This is a genomic window from Janthinobacterium sp. 67, assembly GCF_002797895.1.
In the GTDB taxonomy this organism is placed as follows: domain Bacteria; phylum Pseudomonadota; class Gammaproteobacteria; order Burkholderiales; family Burkholderiaceae_D; genus Janthinobacterium.
The window spans coordinates 6,080,509-6,100,774 of the sequence record NZ_PGES01000001.1; the positions used below are offsets into that span (position 1 = coordinate 6,080,509).

Below are 20,266 nucleotides of genomic sequence, written 5' to 3' on the forward strand. Positions count from 1 at the left end.
CCAGCAGCCGACCAGGAGGGCCGTACCATGTCACGCATCATCGCAGGTCATTTTCAGTTGCAGGAACAGATCGACGCCGCGCGCGCGGCCCTGAACCAGGCGGGCTTTCCCGATAGCCGCATCAGTTCCTTCTTTGTCAACCAGCCGGGCCAGCACGACTTGCATGCGCTGGGCGGCGACCGCGACGTGTCGCCGGGCGCGAAGGAAACGCCCGAGGGCGTCGCCGAAGGCGTGGCCGTCGGGGCCGCCGTGGGTGCGGGCATCGGCGCGGCCACCACCCTGGCGACGGGGCCGCTGGGCCCGGTGGTGGGGGCGCTGGTGGGCGCCCACGTGGGCTCGCTCTACAGTTTCAACAAGATGAAGGAGGCGGGTGAGCCGGAAGCCAATGGCGAGGAAAATGGCGAAAACCGCCGCCAGCCCCGCCACCCTGGCATGCTGATCGCTGTCGCGCTGGGCGGCCCCGACGAGCGCGAACGGGCGCTCGAGACCTTGCACCGGCTGGGCGCCGAGCACATCGAGGAAGCGGAAGGCACGATCGCCAATGGCGACTGGCACGATTTCGACCCGCTCAGCATTCCCGTGCTGGTGGCCTGAATCGGCGTGCCGGCTGTGGAATATGCATAAATGCCGCGCCGCATGAAATTTTAGGTATGATCCTTGTTAGTATTCGTAATAATTCAATGCCGACAGGGATAGTTTCCGCGCGCCCGAAGTGACACTGGACCCAGGTGACTGCCTGTAGTACTTGCCTCGCATGCTAACGAGTATGAATAGGAGGTCGCGTCATGACACAGGGATGGTTCATTCTGACACGGGCCGACGGGCGCGACATCTGCGCGCCCTCGCCGGCACAGCTGGCCGATGCGCTGGCCGAGGTCTACCGCGGCGGCGGCGCCACGCAGGACGGCGGCCCGGCCGCCGTGCTGTTGCGCTTTGGCTACGACGACGGCTTGATGTATCAGGTCGAAGTCGCTAGCGGAGGCGAAGTCACTTTCGAGGAATGGTCGGACCGCGATTGCGAAATCGCCCTGGCCAGTCCGCGCCACATGTCGGCCTTGCCGCAGGACGCCGCCTTGCAGCTGTGGCAGTGGCTGGCGCAGCGCCAGGTGGCGAAAATCCGCAGCCAGCCCTGGCAGGGCGGCTAGCCCGCCCCTTTGAATAATCCCTAGTGCGCCATCAGCACGGGGATCGTCATGCTTTGCAAAATCGTGCGCGTGACGCCACCGAGGATGGTTTCGCGCAGGCGCGAATGGCCATACGCCCCCATCACCAGCAAGTCGGCCGACAGGTCGGCCGCCTGCGACAGCAGCGCTTCGCCGATATCGCCGCGCCGCACGCCACCGCCATCGAGCAAATGCAGCCGCGCTTCCACGCCGTGGCGCGCCAGGTATTGCGTCAGTTCCGCGCCCGGCTGTTCGCCGTGCTCGGCGGCATGCACCTGGGCGTCGAAGATGGCCACGTGGACTTGGCCGGCGCGCTGCAGCAGGGGCAGGGCGGCGCTCACGGCGCGGCTCGCTTCCTTGCTGGCATTCCAGGAAATGAGCACATTGCGCGCGGCCGCCGGCGGCGCCAGCAGGGGCAGCGGCGGCGCATACGGCACGATCAGCACGGGTCGGCCCGAATGCAGCAGCACATAGGCGGGAAAGTCGCGCATCACGGACGGCGATTTATCCTTGGCATTGTATTGGCTGATGACGACCAGGTCCGCATAGCGGGCGAGCAGGCTGATGCCGCCCGCCGCCTCGTCGTCGAGCACGCGCTGTTCGAACGAGGCGACGCCGGCCGCGCGCACCTGCGCCTCGAAACCGTCGAGGGCGCGCGTGGCCCGGTCGCGCAGGAAGTTCAGGTGCAGGCTCAGATTCGGGTCCGCATCGAGGTCGGGCTGGTTCTGGTACAGCAGGCGCGACACGCCCGTCAGCGCCACGCCCGTCAGGTGGCCGCCGCAAGCCTGGGCGATGCTGGCCGCCGCTTCGATGCGGGCGGCGCGCCCCGCGCTGTCGTCGACGTGGAGCAATACGGTTTTATACGTCATGGCCTGTCCTCTCGCTGTGCAGTAGCGGCCATTCTGGCACAGTCCCGGGTGCCCGTCGCGCACGACTGCATCAGACTGGGCATTTGATATGGCGCAAGGCTGGCTATAAAAACTGCTCCTACACTTGATGCCACGCAGAACAACCATAACAAGCGGGGAGAAACAGTCATGAAGGAGCAAAAAGTAGCGCTGGTCACGGGCGGCATGGGCGGCCTGGGCACGGCCTTGTGCCGCCGCCTGCATGGGGCGGGCTTTGCCGTCGTGGCCGCGCATACGCCGGGCAATGCGCGGGTGGCTGGCTGGCTCGACGAGCAGCAGGCGCAGCAGTATTATTTTCATCCGCTGGCCCTCGACGTGACGGATTTCGCCGCCTGCGGCGAGGCCGTGTCCAGCGTGCTGGCGCAGTTCGGTCGCATCGACGTGCTGGTCAACAACGCCGGCATCACGCGCGATCAGAGCATGCGCAAGATGGAATTGCCGCATTGGAGCGAGGTCATGCGTACCAATCTCGACAGCCTGTTCAACATGAGCAAGCAGGTGCTCGAACCGATGCTCGAACATAAATGGGGGCGCATCATCAATATCTCGTCCGTCAATGGCCAGAAGGGCGCGTTTGGCCAGTGCAATTACGCGGCCGCCAAGGCGGGCGTGCATGGCTTCAGCAAGGCGCTGGCGCTGGAAGTGGCGCGCCACGGCATCACCGTCAACACGGTCTCGCCCGGCTATTTGCGCACGCAGATGGTGACGGCCGTGCCCGCCGATATCATGGAAACGAAGATCCTGCCGCAAATTCCCCTGGGCCGCCTGGGCGAGCCGGACGAGGTGGCCGCCCTGGTCGCTTACCTGGCATCGGACGAGGCCGCGTTTGTGACGGGCGCGAACATCGCCATCAATGGCGGGCAGCACATGAGTTAAGCAAGCGAACAGCTTGCACAGAGGCAATGGCAGTAGAGGAGACCCGTCCACCCAGCCGGCGCACAGACGCTGGCGCAGGACGGCAGGCAATGGCAGTCACGCTGGAATACAGGGGGCAGGGCAGCGATGCCTTGCCCTTTGTTGTTGCGCAGTCATGCAGCCCTTATGGTACCGGGCGCCGGGCTTTTTCCAGCCGCGTCTGGCAATCGATGCACAGCCGCGCTTCCGGGCGGGCGTTCAGGCGCGACAGGCCGATGGCTTCGCCGCAGCTGTCGCACAGGCCGTAGCTGCCATCGGCAAACTTGGCCAGCGCGTGCTTGATGATGGCCAGTTGCGCCTGATTGTGCTCGGCCGCTTCGCTGACGAGGGCGTTCAAGGTGCGCACGCTGGCGTTGTCGGCCGGCGAGGCTTCGATTTCATTAAGCAAGGAGGCGCGCGCGTCCGCTTCGGCCGCTTCGCTATCGATCTGTTCCTGCAGCGCCAGCTTGCGTTGCTCCAGCACGCCCTGCAGGCGTTGCAACTGGTCTTGCGGCAATCCATTCATGGCTGTCCCCGATAGGAGTCTCTCCTCTATGGTAGTCCAGGATGGGCGACTTTGCTTGCGCCAGCACCCGCGCCGCGTTTGACGCGGCGCAGGCGGGCATGGGCCGTTTTATGCTGGTTCTTTCAGGCAGTTGATCATCCAGGCGACGCCGAACTGGTCTTTCAGCATGCCGAAGCGCTTGGCCCAGAACGTTTCTTCCATGGGCATCTGGATGGTGCCGTCACGGGCCAGCGCGGCGAAAGCCTGTTCCGCCTCTTCCGGCGTATCGACGGTCAGGCAGACCGAGCAGCCGTTCATGCCCTTGGCGCCGTCTTCGTTGCAGCCGCCATCCGAGCCCATCAGCATCGTGGGGCCCAGCTGCACGGAGCCGTGCATGATCTTGTCATACCAGTCTTCCTTGACTTGCTCCTGGCCCGGCGTGCCCCGAAATGGCATCAGGCACAGGTCCGTGCCATGCAGGTGTTGGCGGTAGTATTCCAGCGCTTGCGCGCAGTTTCCATTGAATTGCAAATACGGTTCGATACGCATGTTGGTCTCCTCTGGTGGCCCCGCGGGCACGATTGCCAGGCGGGGACGTCCCAGTATAGGCGCTCGCTGGCCGATTTCAATCAGTCCGGCGCCATCTCTTGCAGCCGCTCACGCACCTTGCCCAGGGTGCTGAGGATGCGTTCCGGATTGCCGGCGAGCACGGCGCTACCCAGGTGCAGCAAGCTCGTCGCCAGGCTGATCCAGTGACGCACGTCATCGTTGCGGGCGATGCGCAGGCGCACCGCGTCGAGCAGGCCGCTGAGCTGGCGCTGCGCCGTCTCCAGGCCCGCCACCGTGTGTCCGGCCGCATCGGCATACAGCTGGTTGGCTTGCTGGCGCAAGGCCACTTCCAGGGCGAAAACGGCTTGCGCCTGGCTGTGGCTGATGCCATTTTCTCCCTGGCTGGCGCGCTTGCGGATGGCGCGCATGACGGCGCCGTGCAAGGTGACGGCCGCCTGCGACAGGCTGTCGGCCAGTTGCTCGACGCGCATGGCGCTGCTGAGAGCCGCTTCGCGGCGTTCGCTGTCTCCGCTCCTGCCTACCGATCCGTCCATCTTGCCTCCGTGGTGGTGAGGGCGGCGGCGAGCCGGGCGTGTTCGCGTCCCAGTGCCGCCAGTTGCCGGCGCGCCAGGGTGTGGCGCAAGCCGTACAGCCGGTATTCCTCGGTCTTGTTTTGCTGCATGTTTTTCGCCAGCACGGCCAGCAGGCGCTGCCGCGGCGCGTCCGCATAGGCGATTTCCACGTCGAGCAAGCCGAGCACCATGTCGCGCTCGTTGTCGCCGCTTTTGTCGTACAGCGCCAGCAAGCCGTCGAGCGCGGCCAGCAGGGTTTGCAGCGGCGTGTCGCCGTCGTGCAGCACTTGCGCCAGCTGCGCCTGCTGGCTGGCCGCGCCGCCCAGACGCGCGAGTTGCTGCAGCAGCAAGGTGTAGGCGTTGACGTGGCGGTCGTCGATGCCGCTGCCCGGCCAGGCGCGGATGGCGGCGCCGGCGCCGGCCAGTTCCGTCTGCACGTCATATGCGTCGGCATCGGCCAGCCGGCCCAGGGCCTGCAGGTACAGGCGTACGGCTTGCGCCAGGCGGGCGACGTCGGCCTGCGCGGCGCGGCGCTGGACGTCGAGCAGGCGTTCGCGCGCGTCTTCGGATGGCGACAGATAGGGGCGGGTGCGCTGGTAGCTGTCCACGTGGCGCTGCGACAGTTCGCTGAACGCGGTCAGGCCATCGGTGCCGGCGGCCAGGGCCCGCACGTGCGCCAGCTCGGGGCGCGCGGTGGCGCAGCCGCACAGCGCGGCAGCCAGGAAAAAACTCAGGAAAACGGTGCGGCGATGGCGGGCGGGCAGGGCGGACACGACACCTCTCGACAGGAAATACTGTATGGAAAGGTATTGTCGTGCCGGCCTGCGCCGCCCGCCTTGTGCGGGCGCAAGCGGGCTGCGATCAGGCGCCCGCGCCGCCTGCCAATTGTTCGCGCCAGCCCAGTCCGGAAACGGTGTCGCTGGCGGGACGGTATTCGCAGCCGACCCAGCCCGCGTAGCCGACCTGGTCCAGCAGCTTGAACAGATGGCGGTAGTTGATCTCGCCCGTGCCCGGTTCGTGGCGGCCCGGCGTGTCGGCGATCTGGATGTGGCGGATCAGGGGCAGCATGGCGCGGATGGTGTTGCTCAACTCGCCCTCCATGCGCTGCATGTGATAAATGTCGTACTGCAGGAAGATATTGCTGCGCTGGCAGTCGGCGATGATGTCGGCCGCCTGCTGACTATGGTTCAGAAAGTAACCGGGCATGTCGTGGTGGTTGATCGGCTCGATCAGCACGTTGATGCCATGCGGACGGCAGGCGTCGGCCGCATATTGCAGGTTGCCGATCAGGCTTTGCCGCGCCCGCTCCAGGCTCATGCCGGGCGGCACGATGCCGGACATGCAGTGCAGCTGTTTCGCCCCCAGCGCCAGCGCGTAGTTGAGCGCCAGCTGCACGTTGCTGCGGAACTCTTCACCCCGGCGCGGGTCGCAGGCGATGCCCCGCTCGCCGTGTTCCCAGTCGCCGGGAGGGAAGTTGAAGACGGCCAGCTGCAGCTGGTGGCGCTCCAGCCGCATGGCGATCTGCCGCGCCTCGACGGCATAGGGAAACAGGAATTCGACGGCATCGAAGCCCGCTTCCCTGGCGGCGGCAAAGCGGTCGAGGAAGGGCAGTTCGGTAAACATCATGCTGAGGTTGGCAGCGAAGTTCGGCATGGCGGCACGCAGGTGAGGGCAATGGGCACTATCGTAGCCCAAATCCGCAATTGGTGGCGGGCATGAAAAATGCGCCCGCCAACGAGGTTGGGGAGCGCATTTCAAGAAAGACAAACGCCGCCTGAAAGCGTAGCGAGCGGGAGTGATATTGCGTCGAGTAGCGCAGCCGTACAAGAGTACGGCGAGCAACGCAAACGCAATAGCGCCCCGCGCAGTAGCTTTAAGGCTGCGTTTTAGCGGCCGCGACCGCCGGAACGGTGCGATGCTGCCGAACGCGGCGCATTGCCGCTGCGGTTGCCGCCGCCACCGCCGCCCGAAGGGCCGGCGCTGCGTGGCTTGGCGCCGCCGCCACCGGTTTTCACGCGCACGACGGCGCCCGCTGGCGCGCGGCTGTTGTTGCGGTGGCCGCCGGTGCCGCTGCGCAATTGCACAGGCTGGGCACGTGCGGTCGGGTCCGGTTCAAAACCGGCGATGACTTCGCGCGGCAGGGTTTGCTTGATCAGCTTTTCGATGTCTTTCAACATTTCGTGCTCATCCACGCAGACCAGCGACACGGCTTCGCCCTTGGCGCCGGCACGGCCCGTGCGGCCGATACGGTGCACATAGTCTTCCGGAATGTTCGGCAAGTCGTAGTTGACGACGTGCGGCAACTGGTCGATATCGATACCGCGCGCGGCGATGTCGGTGGCGACCAGCACTTGCAAGGTGCCATCCTTGAACTCGGACAGCGCGCGCGTGCGCGCCGACTGGCTCTTGTTGCCGTGGATGGCCAGGGCGCCGATGCCGTCCGCACCCAGCTGCTCGACCAGCTTATTGGCGCCATGCTTGGTGCGCGTAAAGACCAGCACTTGCGTCCAGCTGTTCGACTTGATCAGGTAGGACAGCATCGGGTGCTTCTTGTCGCGGTCGACCGGATGGATCTTTTGCTTGATCACTTCCACGGTCGAATTGCGGCGCGCCACTTCGATCATGGCCGGCTTGTTCAGCAAGCCGTCGGCCAGGGCCTTGATCTCTTCCGAGAAGGTAGCCGAGAACAGCAGGTTCTGGCGTTTTGGCGGCAGCACGGCCAGCACTTTCTTGATGTCGCGGATGAAACCCATGTCCAGCATGCGGTCGGCTTCGTCCAGGATCAGGATTTCCACTTTCGACAGGTCGACGGTGCCCTGGCCCATGTGGTCGAGCAAACGGCCCGGCGTGGCGACGAGGATGTCGACGCCATGCTTGAGCTGCTTGATTTGCGGGTTGATGCCGACGCCGCCGAAGATCACGGCCGAGTTCAATTTCGTGTACTTGCTGTAGGCGCGCACGCTTTCCTCGACCTGCGCGGCGAGTTCGCGCGTCGGGGCCAGGATCAGGGCGCGGATAGGACGCGTCGACGTGTTGCTGGTGATGGCCGCGCCATTGGCGTCGGTCGACAGGCGGTGCAGCACGGGCAGGGTGAAGCCGGCCGTCTTGCCGGTACCGGTTTGTGCGCCGGCCAGCAAGTCGCCGCCAGCCAGCACGGCGGGAATCGCCTGCGACTGGATCGGGGTCGGCACGGTGTAGCCGTGTTCGGTAACGGCACGTACGATAGCGTCGGACAATCCGAGGGAGGAAAAGGACATGGTAACTTTATTGTGAGATCGGCCTGTCGCCATCGTGAGGCGCCAGTCGCAGGCAATCAGATTAGGGGTCGAAAGACAGCGGCAAGGGGACTGGTCATATGTGCCGCACACGCGAAGTATAACAGCCTGGCAAAAACGCGCCTGTTTTGTTTCAGGTTTGCAATGTCGCAAGTAAAGAAAAGCGAGGCCAAGGCACGCTGTCGTTCTGGAAAGCCTGAGTTATACGATATGGAAACTGGGCAGTGGCGACGTGATCACTGGCCTTTCGCGGCCACCTGGACAGGGCGTGCCCGAGCGGAAGACGCACGGGAGGCGTTTTAGCGCATGCGACAGCTGTCGCAAATAGTGCTTGTGTGCGTGTGGCTGTTGTCGCATAATTGTGTCAATAGTCACTAAAGGATGCACCATGAGCACGCCCTCCGTCACCGAGCTGTCGTTATTGAAAGCATTGTGGAAAGATCATCCGCTGTCCGCGCGTGAATTGCACGCCAGGGTGGAAGACGAGCTGGGATGGTCGTTCTCATCCACGCGCAAGACCGTCGAGCGCATGCTGGACAAGGGCATGCTGCTGCAGCGCAGCGTGCATGGCGTGCGCGTGTATGAGGCGAACGTGGACAAGGTGGTCACCCTGGCCGCGTTCGCCCACGACTTTGGCCGGCGCGTGATGGAAATCGACAGTCCCTTGCCGGTCAGTATGTTTACGGGCAGCAAACTCGTGGACCAGCAGGAACTGGCGGCGCTGGAGCAACTGCTGCAGGACTGGCCGCTTGAGGGAAAGGACTGAGCGATGCTGCTGTTTTCCCTCACGCTGTTGCAGGCCAGCGCCGCCTGTCTCGTGACCGGCTTGCTGCTGTGGGCATTGCTGAGTCTGGCACAACGGCGCTGGCCCGCGCTGGCGGCGCAGCGCAGCGTGTGGCTGGGTGCTCAGCTCGTGCTGGTCGCCGTGTTTGTGCTGCCGCTGCTGCCTGACACGCGGCAACTGAGCGTGGTGCCCGAACTGAGCGTGCCCGTTTCCCTGGCCGGCTCGGCGCCCGGCGTGCAGCTGGCCATGGCTGCGCCAGCTGCCGGGCTGCCATCGGCCGCATCCTGGCTGGCCTGGGTGCCATCCGCCTGGGGCCTGATTTACCTGCTGGGCGTCGCTTGCGCAGCCTGGCGCTGGCAGCGAGGCCACGCCATGTTGCGCAGCTTGTTGCAACTGGCGCAGCGCCGCCGCCTGCACGGCGTGGACGTGCTGGAAGTGGCGGCGCCGATCTCGCCGATGCTGGTGGGCGTGTGGCAGCCGCGTCTGCTGTTGCCGGCGCACCTGGCGCAATTTACGCCGGAACAGCAGCAGCTGGTGATCGCCCATGAGCTGACCCATGCACGCCGGCGCGATCCCGTACTCTTGCTGCTGACCAACATGCTGCAGGCGCTGCTGTGGTTCAATCCCGCCGCGCGCTGGCTGGCCGGCCAGCTGGCTTGGGCGCAAGAGCTCGGTTGCGACCGCCAGGTACTGGCTGGCCGGCCCCCGCGCCAGCGCCAGCAATATGCGGCGGCCCTGGTCAGGCAACTGGGCCTGCAGGCCCAGCCGCTGCCGGGGCTGGCCTTTGGTGGCGGCAGCATGGCCGAGCGCCTGCTGCGCATGCGTGACGGGCAGGCGCGTCCATCCACGGCCCTGCGGGCGCTGACGGCGCTGCTGCTGTGCGCGATTGGCGCGGCCAGCCTGGCGCTGCAGCCGGCACTGGCGTGGGCCGTGGCAGCCGCGCCGGCAAGCATGCTCGCTGCGCCGGCGACGGCGCCAGCTCTCTGGCGCAATCCCCTGGACACCATGCGCGTGACCGGCTTCTTTGGCGTCGTGCGCCAGATGACGCCGCAAGGTCATCGCGGCATCGATCTGGGCGCCAGGCGCGGCACGCCCGTGCATGCGGCGGCCGACGGCATCGCCAGCGTCAGCGAAGATGCGCGCCTTGGCAAGACCGTGCGCATCGACCATGGCGCTGGCGTCGAGTCGCTGTATGCCCATCTCGACCGGGTCACGCTGACGACCGGCATGGCCGTCACGGCAGGGCAGGCCATCGGCACCGTGGGCGCCACCGGTCTGGCGACGGGGCCGCATTTGCATTTCGAGGTCACGCGCGACGGGCGCTTGCAGGATCCGAGACAGTGGCTGGCCGGCCTCGATGCCAACGCCACCGCGCGCGCCCTGCGCATGCGCAAGGAACAATTCGGCCATTAGCGTGATCCGGCCGCAGGTCGGCTGAGCGCGGGAACGCGCAAGCCGTCACCACCATAGACCTTTCAGGATTTTCCATGCGATTGAGTATTGTATTGTGCAGCCTTGCGCTGCCGTTGACGGCGCACGTGCGTGCCGAAGACGTCCTGCCTTCCGTGACGGTCAATGCCGGCAAAGTGGAGCAGCGCCGCAACGACACCGTCGCCGCCATCGTCGTCGACCACGAGGAATTGATACGCCAGGGCGACCGTGCCCTGTCCGACGCCCTGAAACGCCTGCCCGGCATTACCATCGGCGGCACGGCTTCGGGCACGGCTGGCGGGCAAATCCAGCTGCGCGGACTGGGCCAGGGTTATACCTTGATCATGCTCGACGGCGTGCCCGTGCCGCCGGGTTTTTCGCTCGACTCTCTGGACCCGGAACTGGTCGAACGCGTGGAAATCATGCGTGCCGCCACGGCGCAATTTTCCGCCCAGGCGATCGCCGGTTCCATCAATATCGTGCTGAAAAAATCGGGCAGGCGGCGCGAACACACCTTCAAGCTGGGGGCGGCCGGTAGCCACGGCATGCCCGCCGGCAGCGCCACCGTGCAGTGGGCGGACAAGGACGGCCGCCTGTCGTATGCGCTGGCCGGCACGCTCGCGCACACGGGACGCCGGGGCTTGCTCGACGAATGGAACCGCGCATTTGATGGCGAAGGCAGGCCCACGGTGGTGCGCCATATGCCGCTGAACGAGCGCGTAACCAGCGATACGTTCGAGCTGGCGCCCCGTTTGCAATGGGCGCTGGCGGGCGAAGACAGCCTGGCCTGGCAAAGCCTGGTCAGCTTGCGCCGCCTGGCCAGCCGCCGCCAGGTCGTGGAAACGGCTTACCTGGGCGGCCATACCGACTATCCGGACAACGACGCCGCGTTCAGTCAGGACAGCAGCACCGTGCGCAGCGATCTGCACTGGCTGCGCAAGTTCGGACCAGGGGATAGTCTCGACATGAAACTGGGCCTCGATGCCAACCGCCGTGGCAGCGACTATCTGTTCCAGGGCGTCAGCGCCGCGCCAGGACCGGCGAATGTGCGCCGGGTCGATGCGGGCCTCGATGATGTGGGCGTGCAGACCAGCGGCACCTATCGCCGGACTCTGGGCCAGGGACATGCGCTGGCGGCGGGCTGGGATGCGGGTAACCGGCGGCGCACGGAGTTCCGCCGCGAACGCCAGCTGTCGCCGGGCGGGCCGCCCGTGCTGCCGGACGAAGACTATGCGGCCACGGTGCGGCGCCTGGCCCTGTTCGCGCAGGATGAATGGGATATCTCCGCGCGCTGGTCGCTGTATCTGGGGCTGCGCTGGGAAACCTTGCGCACGGCCAGCGCCAATGGTGGCGCGCAGCGCCGCGTCGACGTGCGCGCGCAGGTATGGAGTCCCGTGCTGCAAAGCCTGTGGAAGCTGGCCGGCAAGGATCAGCTGCGCCTTGCCATCACCCGCACCTACAAGGCGCCGCAGATTTTTCAGCTGATCCCGCGCCCCTATCTCAACGATAACGGCAATAGCCCCGTGAATCCTGACAACCAGGGCAACCCGGCGCTGCGCCCGGAACTGGCGTGGGGCCTGGATGCGGCCTACGAATACTATCTTGGGGAAGGCGCCATGCTGGGCGCCAGCGCTTCGCTGCGGCGCATCGGCGACGTGATGCTGGACCGGCTGTATCAGGACCAGGGGCGCTGGGTGGCCACGCCCGTCAATCAGGGCAGGGCGCAGGTGCGCGGCATCGAACTGGAAGCGAAGCTGCCGCTGTCGGCGCTGTGGGCGGGCGCCCCCGCGCTGGACCTGCGGACAAACGTGGCGCGCAACTGGTCGACGCTGGACGCCGTCGCCGGCCCGGACAACCGCCTCGATGGCCAGCTGCCGTGGAGCGCCAACCTGGGCGCCGATTACCGGCTGACCGGCAAGCCCTTGACCCTGGGCGGCAATCTGCATTTCAAGGGCGGTGGACGCTCGCGCGCGTCAAGCCAGCTGCTGGCCTGGCAGGGCGCCCGGCGCGAACTGGATCTGTACGCGTTGTGGAAGTTCAGCGACCAGCTGCGCCTGCGCCTGTCGGGCGCCAATCTGCTGCGCCAGCTTGAGCGCACGCGCAGCCTGTATGCGGATGGCGGCGGCAGCCTGCTGCGCACGGTCGATACGGGCAGCTACCGCACCCTGCGCGTCATGCTCGAAGGCTCCTTGTAGGTTTTTTCAGTCGTCGATCTCCGCGACGGCGTAGTCCACGCCCTGCGCATCGAGCCAGTCGCGCACGGCGGCCAGGCCGTGCCACGGGTCCGGGCGCAGGTGCTGGCACACATACAGGCCGGCGTCCGTCAGCCTTGCGTCGGTGTCGGGCATGGCGCCCGGCGCGCGCGGCGCCGGCGTCGCCAGCTCTGACAGCTGCGCCAGGTGCCGGCGCTGTTCCTGCGTCAGGCTGGCCGTGATCCTGAATTCAAATCCCATGTTTTCTCCTTGATGTACAGCTTGCTGTTGCCGCTATTTTTCATTATCGAAAAAATTGCACATAGCTTGGCATTCTTTCCGTTTTTGTTTTCAAAGTATCTCGTCCATACTGCATAGCACTGGCCCGGCACACACAGCGTGACGCAAGGGCAGGAGCAGAAGCACCGTATAACGACCTCTCTTTTTTTATATTCAATTATTTTCACTAAGGAAAACATCATGCCTATCGCCACCGCCCAAGCCGCCCAAAAACTGCTGACCCCGAACGATCATACCCTGATCATGATCGATCACCAGTCGCAGATGGCCTTCGCCACCCGCTCCATCGACCTGGCCCTGCTGCGCAACAATGCGGCCCTGGTAGCCAAGGCGGCAGCGGAATTCAAGGTGCCGACGATTTTGACGACGGTGGCCGCCAAATCGTTCTCCGGCCCGATCTTCGACGAGATCCAGTCCGTCTTCCCGGAGCAGGCGCCGATCGACCGCACCAGCATGAATACCTGGGAAGATGCGCGCATCGCCGACAAGGTCAATGGCTACGGCAAGGGCAAGATCGTGCTGGCCGGCCTGTGGACGTCCGTCTGCATCGTGGGCCCCGCGCTGTCGGCGCTGGAACAGGGTTTTGAAGTCTACGTGATCGCCGACGCCAGCGGCGACGTCTCCGACGAAGCCCATGCGATGGCCATGCAGCGCATGATACAGGCGGGCGCGCAGCCGATGACGTCCGTGCAATACTTGCTGGAACTGCAGCGCGACTGGGCCCGCGGCGAGACCTACAATGAAACCGTGGCGACGGCCGTGGCGCACGGCGGCGGCTATGGCCTGGGCCTGATCTACGCCAAATCGATGTTCAACGCCAGCGAAGGCCATTGATTTTTCACTGACTCCGGCTCCGCCGCCCGCCGGCGGGGCCGTTTTTTCACCTGATCCGGGAGTTCCCATGCACGCAAACACCATCTTGCTCAACGGCCGTTTTCACACGGTCGACAGGACGCAGCCGCTGGCGTCCGCCGTCGCCATCGCCGATGGCAAATTTCTCGCCGTCGGCGACGTGGAAGACGTGATGCGCCATCGCGGCCCGGCCACGCAGGTGATCGACCTGGCTGGCCGCACGGTGATTCCCGGCCTGAACGACTCGCATCTGCACCTGATCCGGGGCGGCTTGAACTACAACCTGGAATTGCGCTGGGAAGGCGTGCCCTCGCTGGCCGACGCCCTGCGCATGCTGAAGGAACAGGCCTTGCGCACGCCGAACCCGCAGTGGGTGCGCGTCGTGGGCGGCTGGACGGAATTCCAGTTCGCGGAAAAACGCATGCCGACCCTCGATGAGATCAACGCGGCCGCGCCCGATACGCCCGTCTTCATCCTGCACCTGTACGACCGCGCCCTGCTGAACCGCGCCGCCCTGCGCGCCGTCGGCTACGACAAGAACACGCCGAACCCGCCCGGCGGCGAAATCGTGCGTGACGCTGCAGGCAATCCGACGGGCTTGCTGATCGCCCGCCCGAACGCCATGATTTTATATGCGACCCTGGCGAAAGGCCCCAAGCTGCCGCTCGAATTGCAGGTCAATTCCACGCGCCAGTTCATGCGCGAATTGAACCGCCTCGGCATCACCAGCGCCATCGACGCGGGTGGCGGCTTCCAGAATTATCCCGAGGATTACGCCGTCGTCGACGAACTGGCGCAAAAGGAGCAGCTGACCATCCGCATCGCCTACAACCTGTTCACGCAAAACAAGGGCGCGGAATTGCAGGATTTCCAGAAGTGGACGGGCATGATCAAGCCCGGTGACGGCACCGACTTTTACCGCCATAACGGCGCCGGCGAAATGCTCGTGTTTTCCGCCGCCGACTTCGAGGATTTCCTCGAGCCGCGCCCCGAGCTGGTGGCCGGCATGGAAGACGAGCTGGAAAAGGTCGTGCGCCACCTGGTCGAGCAGCGCTGGCCCTTCCGCCTGCATGCCACCTATGACGAATCGATCAGCCGCATGCTCGACGTGTTTGAAAAGGTCAACCGCGACACGCCGTTTGGCGGCCTGCACTGGCTGTTCGACCACGCGGAAACCATCAGCCCGCGCAATATCGACCGGGTCAAGGCGCTGGGCGGCGGCCTGGCCATCCAGCACCGCATGGCCTTCCAGGGCGAATATTTTGTCGAGCGCTATGGCGCGGACGCGGCGAAAGCCACGCCGCCCGTGCAGCGCATGCTGGACGCGGGCGTGCCCGTGGGCGGCGGCACGGATGCGACCAGGGTCGCCAGCTACAACCCGTGGACGGCCCTGTACTGGCTCGTTTCGGGGCGCACCGTCGGCGGCCTGGCCCTGACGGATGCGGCGGGCAGACTGTCGCGCGACACGGCGCTGGAACTGTGGACGGCGGGCAGCGCCTGGTTCTCCAGCGAGCAAGGCAAGAAGGGGCGCATCCGCGAGGGCATGCTGGCCGATCTCTGCGTGCTGTCGGCCGATTATTTCACGGTGCCGGAAGAGGCGATCAAGTCGATCGACTCCGTGCTGACCATGGTGGGCGGCAAGGTCGTCTACGGTCAGTCGGAGTTCACCCATCTGGCGCCGCCACCGATTCCCGTACTGCCCGAATGGTCGCCCGTGCGCACGGTGCCCGGCCATTACCGGCCCGTGGCGAAGCAGGCGCAAGCGGCCATGCCGCACCAGTGCGCGGGCGCCTGCGGCGTGCATGCGCATGCCCACGACAGGGCGCGCAAGTCGGCCGTGCCGATTTCCGATTTTTCCGGTTTCTGGGGCACCCTGGGCTGCAGCTGCTTCGCCTTCTAGGAGAATTTCATGTATTACAAAAAAGTGATATTGGGCCTGCTGCTGGCTTTTGTCGTGGGTTTCGTCTGCCAGCTGACGCACATTCCCGTGCCGGCGCCGCCCGTGCTGGGCGCCGCGCTGCTGGTGTTTTTGACCAGTTGCGGCTACTGGCTCACGGGCTTGTACCTGCAGCGCCGTGACATGAAAAGGGAGGCGCCATGAACGTCATGCTGGCAGGGTCGCTGCTGGGCTTGCTGGTGGGCGCCGTGTGCCGCTGGTTCGACCTGCCGTCGCCCACGCCGCCCACGCCGACGGGCGCGGCGATGGTGGTGGCCATGACATTGGGCTTTGTCGTGGCGGGGCAGGTCAGCCCCTGAATGCAAAAAACCGGCCTTGGCCGGTTTTTTTATGGATGCCGCGTGCGCAACCTTATGCGAATGGTGTCAGCAAGGTAATCATCTGGCCAAAGATCTTCGGGCTGGCGGCGATGACGTCGCCCTTGTACAGGTAGTCCGATTCGCCGGAAAATTCACCGACGATGCCGCCCGATTCCGTGATCATCAGGGCGCCGGCGGCGATATCCCAAGGCTTCAAGCCTTTTTCGTAGAAGCCGTCCAGGCGGCCGCAAGCGACGTAGGCCAGGTCCAGCGCGGCCGAGCCGGCGCGGCGCACGCCCTGGCTGCGCTCACCCATGATCGCGTACATCTTCAGGTATTCGTCCAGCGCGCGGGCGCTGCCGGCCACGTAGCCGGTGCCCAGCAGGGCGTTCGAGATGCGGTCGAGCTTGGTGACGCGGATGCGTTTTTCGTTCAGGTAGGCGCCGGCGCCCTTGGTGGCCGTAAACAGGTCGTTGCGGACCGGGTCGTAGATGACGGCTTGCGTGACGACGCCGCGATGCGCGAGGGCGATCGAGATGCAGTATTGCGGGAAGCCGTGGATGAAGTTGGTGGTGCCGTCCAGCGGATCGATGATCCACTGATATTCATTCTCGTCGTGCGAGTTGGCGGAAGCTCCCGATTCCTCAGCCAGGAACGCGTGGTCCGGGTAGGCTTTGGACAGCACCTCGATGATGGCTTGTTCGGCCGCCTGGTCGACGTCGGTGACGAAATCGTTATGTTGTTTTTCCGTGACGACGACGCGGTCGAGGTCAAAAGAGGCGCGATTGATGACGGCGGCGCCGCGGCGGGCGGCTTTGATCGCCGTGTTGAGCATTGGGTGCATGTGAGCTTCCGTTAAAAGCACGCGACCGCCCAGCGTCGCCTTTCGGCGCCGGTACGATAGAGTGCAAGAATGAATTAAAGAGCGGAGCGGTGCCGAAGTGGTTAAAATCCCGGCCTGGCGTCAGCGTTTTGTGACTCCGTTTCCCGAAATTTCCTGTATCGATACCGCGCAATAGCGCTATTTTAAATGAATCTGCCCGAAATCAACACGTCTCTTTTCAAACGCCTGCGATTTATTCTTGTCGAAACTAGTCGCTCTGGCAACATTGGCGCCGTCGCGCGCGCCATGAAAACGATGGGTTTTTCCGATCTGGTGCTGGTCAACCCCCGCTTTCCCGATGCCTTGACGGATGCGGAAGCGGTGGCCTTCGCCAGCGGTGCGCAGGATATTTTGTCGGGCGCGCGCATCGTCGGCTCGATCGCCGAGGCGCTCGAAGGCTGCAATTACGCGGCCGCCGTGTCGGCCCGGTTGCGCGAATTCTCGCCGCCCGTCACGGCGCCGCGCGCCATCGCGGCCCAGCTGGCGGCCAGCGAAGAGCTGCACGCGGCCGTCATCTTCGGCAACGAGCGCTTCGGCTTGCCCAACGAGATCGTCGAGCAGTGCAATGTGCTGATCAACATCCCCGCCAATCCCGAGTATTCCTCGCTGAACCTGTCGCAGGCGGCGCAGGTCGTCGCCTATGAATGCCGCGTGGCGGCGCTCGGCGATGGGCAAATGGCCAGCCCCGTCGGTTTCCATGGCGACGCGGCGAGCCTGGCGCAGGTTGACGGCATGTACGCGCATCTGGAGCAGGCGCTGGTCGCCATCGATTTCCTCGACGCCGACAACCCGAAAAAACTCATGCCGCGCCTGAAACGCCTGTTTTCGCGCACGGGGCTGGAAACGGAAGAAGTCAACATCCTGCGCGGCATCGCGCGGCATATCCTGGCGGTAGCCAAAAAAGGCCCATGATCGAGACCCGGCTGCTGCGCCAGTTCATCGCCGTCGCCGAGGAACTGAACTTTCGCCGCGCGGCCGAACGGCTGCACATGGCGCAGCCGCCGTTGTCGCAGGCGATATTGCGGCTGGAAGAGGCGCTCGGCTACCCCGTATTCGAGCGCACGAACCGCAAGGTCGCCTTGACGCCGGCCGGCAACACTTTTTTGGCCACGGCGCGCCAGGTGCTCGCCAGCCTGGAAGAGGGCGTGGCCGCTGCGCGCCGCGTGGCGCAGGGCATCGAGGGCCACTTGCGCCTCGGTTTCATCCACATCACGCCGTATGCCCACGTGCTGGGCGCCTTGCGTGCGTTTCGCGCCGCCTCGCCCGCCGTGCAATTCACCTTGCGCGAAGCGTCGACGCAGCAGCAGGTCGAGTGGCTGGAAAAAAACGAGATCGACATCGCCCTGCTGCGCGCACCGGGCCGCAGCACGCCGGGCTTGCGCTTCGAGCGCCTGTCCGGCGAAGACATCGTGATCGCGCTGCCGTCGGACCACCGCTGCGCGGGCCAGGCGAAGGTGGACCTGGCGGACCTGGCGCAAGATGATTTCGTCGCTTCGCCGCGCGAGCTGGGCCAGGGCTTCCACGACCAGCTGGCCAGCCTGTGCCTGCACGCGGGCTTCGTGCCGCACGTGGCGCAGCAGGCGCGCCGCCTGCAAACGGTGCTGGGACTGGTGGCGGCCGGTTTTGGCGTGGCCCTGCTGCCGGCCAGCCTCGCCGCCTGCGCGCCAGCGGGCGTGGTCATGCTGCCGCTGCATAGCGATGCGCCCGAAGCGCTGCGCCAGCTCGACCTGTACATGGCGTGGGACCCGCAGCGCGACTCTCCCGTGCGCGAGCGGCTGCTGGAGCAGCTGCGGCGGTCTGCCGCACATTGAGACTTGCAGGGTTTCGTTTCAATACAAATAAGATATTTTACAGATGATGGCCCAGGGGTCAGCATGGCGTTTTGATTTGCTGGAAGCGCCATGTCTCCTGTTTCTATCCGCGCCGCGGCACCCCTGCCGCCCGCCATTTATCTGCTCTCCCTGTGCAGCTTCGCCTTCGGCTTGTGCGAATTCATCGCCGCCGGCCTGCTGTCTCCCATGGCGCGCGACTTGCACGCCAGCGTGGCCGCTGCCGGCGGCGCCATTGCCGCGTATGCGCTGGGGGCGGCCATCGGCGCACCGATCCTGACGGCGATGCTGGCGCGCCGGCCCTCGCGCCAGGTGCTGGTGGTCACCATGCTCGTGCTGGCGGCAGGCAGCGTGGCCATGGCGGCCGCGCCGGCGCTGGGCGCGCTGCTCGGTGTGCGCTTTGCCGTGGGACTCGCGCATGGCGTGTTCATGGCCGTCGCTTCGCATGCGGCCACCAGCCTGGTCGAGCCGTCCCGCGCGGGACGGGCGTTATCCATCGTCTGGCTGGGCCTGACCCTGGCGCTGGCGGGCGGCGTGCCGCTGGGGACGTGGCTGGGCGCCGTCTCGTCGTGGCGCTGGGTATTTGCGGCCATCGGCGTGCTGGCACTGTGCGGCGGCGCCGGCTTGCGCTTTGCCATGCCGGCCGCGCGCCAGCAGGCCGCTGCCGTCTCGGCACTGGCCAGCCTGCGCGCCATCGTGCAGCCGCCCCTGCTGCTGGCGGCAGGCGTGGCGGCGCTGGTCAGCGTGGCCACCTTCAGCTTTTTCACGTATGTCTCGCCTTTCCTGCTGCAGCTGGGCGGGCTCGGTGCGGCCTGGCTCAGTGCCGCCATGCTGTGCTTTGGCGCGTGCGCCATCGGCGGCAACCTGCTGGGCGGCTGGTGCGCCGATAGGCCCCACGCGCTGCGCGCCACCGTGCTGGCCCTGGCCGCGCTGGCGCTCAATTTGCTGGCGTTTTATATGCTGCAGGCCTGGCCACTGGCCTTGCTGGCCCTGTGCGGCACCTTGGGCTTGCTGTTCTTTGCCCTCGTCACCCTGTCCACCATGCGGCTGCTGCGCCTGGCGCAATGGCATTGCCCGGGCAGCGACGCCGTGGCGGCGGGCCTCAATATCGCCGCCTTCAATGCGGGCACGGCTGCCGGTGGCGCGTTGGGCGGCGTGCTGATCGTCGCCTTTGGCTTGCCCAGCATCGCCATCGGCGGGGCGCTGGCGGCGCTGCTGGCCATGCTGCCGCTGTGGTTCCCGTCGCGCAAACTAGACGGGTCGCTCTAGTTTTTGCGTTCAAACGCCCGCTGCCTTTGGCGTACACTGGCCTGCAAAAGGCCGTACAAAACAAGGGGAGACATGGGGATGCGACGCAGATCGTTTCTGAAACTGGGCGTGCTCGGCGCGGCTGCGCTGGCGGCCGGCGGCGCCGCGTACCGCCTCGTGCGCGGACCGGCGGCGCCTGGCCGCTTCGTGCTCGATGGCGGGGCGCGCACGGCGCTGACGGCCATCGTGCCGGCCATGCTGGGCAGCGCCTTGCCGCAGGACGCCACCGCGCGGGCTGCGGCGTTGGACGGTGCCATCGCCGGCGTGGACACGGCCATCCGCGGCTTGCCCCTGGCGGCGCAGCAGGAAGTGCAGGATTTGTTTGGCTTGCTGGCGCTGGCGCCCGCGCGGCGCTTCGTCGCCGGCGTGCATGGCGGCTGGTTTGATGCCGACCCGGCCCAGGTGAGTGCTTTTCTGCAGTCGTGGCGCACGCACCGCCTGGCCACCTTGCAGACGGCTTACCTGGCCCTGCACGACCTGATCCTCGGCGCCTGGTATGCCGATGCCGCCCACTGGGCCGCCATCGGCTATCCGGGACCGCTGCCCGAACTGAGCGCATAAGGCA

Annotated in this window: 23 protein-coding genes; 14 read left to right on the plus strand and 9 right to left on the minus strand. The window is 65.9% G+C overall.

The features are described from left to right. The first annotated feature begins 27 nt into the window (after window positions 1–27). Complete coding sequence (locus CLU90_RS27350) at window positions 28–594, plus strand: glycine zipper domain-containing protein (protein ID WP_092718678.1); 567 nt, start codon at window positions 28–30, stop codon at window positions 592–594. A gap of 191 nt (window positions 595–785) precedes the next feature. Then, the gene (locus tag CLU90_RS27355) at window positions 786–1,145 is read left to right on the plus strand and encodes a hypothetical protein (RefSeq protein WP_100429297.1); all 360 of its coding nucleotides are present in this window, start codon (window positions 786–788) and stop codon (window positions 1,143–1,145) included. 20 nt (window positions 1,146–1,165) lie between these two features. Here CLU90_RS27355 and CLU90_RS27360 read toward each other — a convergent pair whose 3' ends face one another. Next, window positions 1,166–2,032: a universal stress protein gene (locus CLU90_RS27360; protein ID WP_092718683.1), complete on the minus strand. Its 867-nt coding sequence runs from the start codon at window positions 2,030–2,032 to the stop codon at window positions 1,166–1,168. Between the two features lie 168 nt (window positions 2,033–2,200). Between CLU90_RS27360 and phbB the strand changes: the two genes are divergently transcribed. Continuing rightward, a complete protein-coding gene (phbB, locus tag CLU90_RS27365; RefSeq protein WP_100429298.1) occupies window positions 2,201–2,947 on the plus strand; it encodes an acetoacetyl-CoA reductase in 747 nt (248 codons plus the stop codon). A 163-nt stretch (window positions 2,948–3,110) separates the two neighbouring features. Here the strand turns inward: phbB and CLU90_RS27370 are convergent, their stop codons facing one another. The 6 genes from CLU90_RS27370 to CLU90_RS27395 form a co-directional block, all read right to left on the minus strand. Next, window positions 3,111–3,491: a TraR/DksA family transcriptional regulator gene (locus CLU90_RS27370; protein ID WP_092718689.1), complete on the minus strand. Its 381-nt coding sequence runs from the start codon at window positions 3,489–3,491 to the stop codon at window positions 3,111–3,113. 108 nt (window positions 3,492–3,599) lie between these two features. Continuing rightward, complete coding sequence (locus tag CLU90_RS27375; RefSeq protein WP_100429299.1) at window positions 3,600–4,019, minus strand: VOC family protein; 420 nt, start codon at window positions 4,017–4,019, stop codon at window positions 3,600–3,602. A gap of 80 nt (window positions 4,020–4,099) precedes the next feature. After that, the gene (locus tag CLU90_RS27380) at window positions 4,100–4,573 is read right to left on the minus strand and encodes a hypothetical protein (RefSeq protein WP_092718694.1); all 474 of its coding nucleotides are present in this window, start codon (window positions 4,571–4,573) and stop codon (window positions 4,100–4,102) included. After that, window positions 4,558–5,364, minus strand: a complete 807-nt coding sequence (locus CLU90_RS27385; protein ID WP_100429301.1) for a hypothetical protein — start codon at window positions 5,362–5,364, stop codon at window positions 4,558–4,560. The genes CLU90_RS27380 and CLU90_RS27385 overlap by 16 nt, the downstream gene beginning before the upstream one ends. An 88-nt stretch (window positions 5,365–5,452) precedes the next feature. Next, window positions 5,453–6,244, minus strand: a complete 792-nt coding sequence (otnI, locus tag CLU90_RS27390; RefSeq protein ID WP_092718698.1) for a 2-oxo-tetronate isomerase — start codon at window positions 6,242–6,244, stop codon at window positions 5,453–5,455. Window positions 6,245–6,477: 233 nt separating this feature from the next. Then, the gene (locus CLU90_RS27395) at window positions 6,478–7,848 is read right to left on the minus strand and encodes a DEAD/DEAH box helicase (RefSeq protein WP_092718700.1); all 1,371 of its coding nucleotides are present in this window, start codon (window positions 7,846–7,848) and stop codon (window positions 6,478–6,480) included. 406 nt (window positions 7,849–8,254) lie between these two features. Between CLU90_RS27395 and CLU90_RS27400 the strand changes: the two genes are divergently transcribed. The 3 genes from CLU90_RS27400 to CLU90_RS27410 all read left to right on the plus strand — a co-directional run bounded on the left by CLU90_RS27400 (window position 8,255) and on the right by CLU90_RS27410 (window position 12,276). Then, a complete protein-coding gene (locus tag CLU90_RS27400) occupies window positions 8,255–8,632 on the plus strand; it encodes a BlaI/MecI/CopY family transcriptional regulator (RefSeq protein ID WP_092718702.1) in 378 nt (125 codons plus the stop codon). A 3-nt stretch (window positions 8,633–8,635) separates the two neighbouring features. Then, window positions 8,636–10,063: a M23/M56 family metallopeptidase gene (locus tag CLU90_RS27405; protein WP_092718705.1), complete on the plus strand. Its 1,428-nt coding sequence runs from the start codon at window positions 8,636–8,638 to the stop codon at window positions 10,061–10,063. A 74-nt stretch (window positions 10,064–10,137) separates the two neighbouring features. Next, a complete protein-coding gene (locus CLU90_RS27410; protein ID WP_092718708.1) occupies window positions 10,138–12,276 on the plus strand; it encodes a TonB-dependent receptor plug domain-containing protein in 2,139 nt (712 codons plus the stop codon). A 6-nt stretch (window positions 12,277–12,282) separates the two neighbouring features. On the opposite strand, the gene CLU90_RS27415 is transcribed toward CLU90_RS27410, so the two are convergent. Continuing rightward, window positions 12,283–12,534 carry a hypothetical protein gene (locus CLU90_RS27415; RefSeq protein ID WP_092718710.1) on the minus strand — a complete coding sequence of 84 codons (252 nt, stop codon included), beginning with the start codon at window positions 12,532–12,534 and terminating at the stop codon, window positions 12,283–12,285. Window positions 12,535–12,753: 219 nt separating this feature from the next. Between CLU90_RS27415 and CLU90_RS27420 the strand changes: the two genes are divergently transcribed. The 4 genes from CLU90_RS27420 to CLU90_RS27435 all read left to right on the plus strand — a co-directional run bounded on the left by CLU90_RS27420 (window position 12,754) and on the right by CLU90_RS27435 (window position 15,681). After that, on the plus strand, window positions 12,754–13,407 hold the full coding sequence (locus tag CLU90_RS27420) for a hydrolase (RefSeq protein ID WP_092718713.1): 654 nt from the start codon (window positions 12,754–12,756) through the stop codon (window positions 13,405–13,407). 67 nt (window positions 13,408–13,474) lie between these two features. Beyond that, on the plus strand, window positions 13,475–15,325 hold the full coding sequence (locus CLU90_RS27425) for an amidohydrolase (protein ID WP_100429302.1): 1,851 nt from the start codon (window positions 13,475–13,477) through the stop codon (window positions 15,323–15,325). A gap of 9 nt (window positions 15,326–15,334) precedes the next feature. Next, window positions 15,335–15,526, plus strand: coding sequence for a DUF1427 family protein (locus tag CLU90_RS27430; protein WP_092718718.1), 192 nt, complete (start codon window positions 15,335–15,337; stop codon window positions 15,524–15,526). Continuing rightward, complete coding sequence (locus tag CLU90_RS27435; RefSeq protein ID WP_046682465.1) at window positions 15,523–15,681, plus strand: XapX domain-containing protein; 159 nt, start codon at window positions 15,523–15,525, stop codon at window positions 15,679–15,681. The genes CLU90_RS27430 and CLU90_RS27435 overlap by 4 nt, the downstream gene beginning before the upstream one ends. A 52-nt stretch (window positions 15,682–15,733) precedes the next feature. Here the strand turns inward: CLU90_RS27435 and CLU90_RS27440 are convergent, their stop codons facing one another. Beyond that, a complete protein-coding gene (locus CLU90_RS27440) occupies window positions 15,734–16,516 on the minus strand; it encodes an inositol monophosphatase family protein (RefSeq protein ID WP_034758799.1) in 783 nt (260 codons plus the stop codon). A 195-nt stretch (window positions 16,517–16,711) separates the two neighbouring features. Here CLU90_RS27440 and CLU90_RS27445 point away from each other — a divergent pair, with 195 nt between their 5' ends. The 4 genes from CLU90_RS27445 to CLU90_RS27460 all read left to right on the plus strand — a co-directional run bounded on the left by CLU90_RS27445 (window position 16,712) and on the right by CLU90_RS27460 (window position 20,262). Further along, a complete protein-coding gene (locus CLU90_RS27445; protein ID WP_092718720.1) occupies window positions 16,712–17,476 on the plus strand; it encodes an RNA methyltransferase in 765 nt (254 codons plus the stop codon). Beyond that, entirely contained in the window at window positions 17,473–18,375 is a 903-nt protein-coding gene (locus CLU90_RS27450; protein WP_100429303.1) for a LysR substrate-binding domain-containing protein, read from the plus strand. The genes CLU90_RS27445 and CLU90_RS27450 overlap by 4 nt, the downstream gene beginning before the upstream one ends. A gap of 90 nt (window positions 18,376–18,465) precedes the next feature. Further along, window positions 18,466–19,662: an MFS transporter gene (locus CLU90_RS27455; RefSeq protein ID WP_232731348.1), complete on the plus strand. Its 1,197-nt coding sequence runs from the start codon at window positions 18,466–18,468 to the stop codon at window positions 19,660–19,662. Between the two features lie 72 nt (window positions 19,663–19,734). Further along, window positions 19,735–20,262 carry a hypothetical protein gene (locus CLU90_RS27460; protein ID WP_092718726.1) on the plus strand — a complete coding sequence of 176 codons (528 nt, stop codon included), beginning with the start codon at window positions 19,735–19,737 and terminating at the stop codon, window positions 20,260–20,262. Window positions 20,263–20,266: the final 4 nt, after the last annotated feature.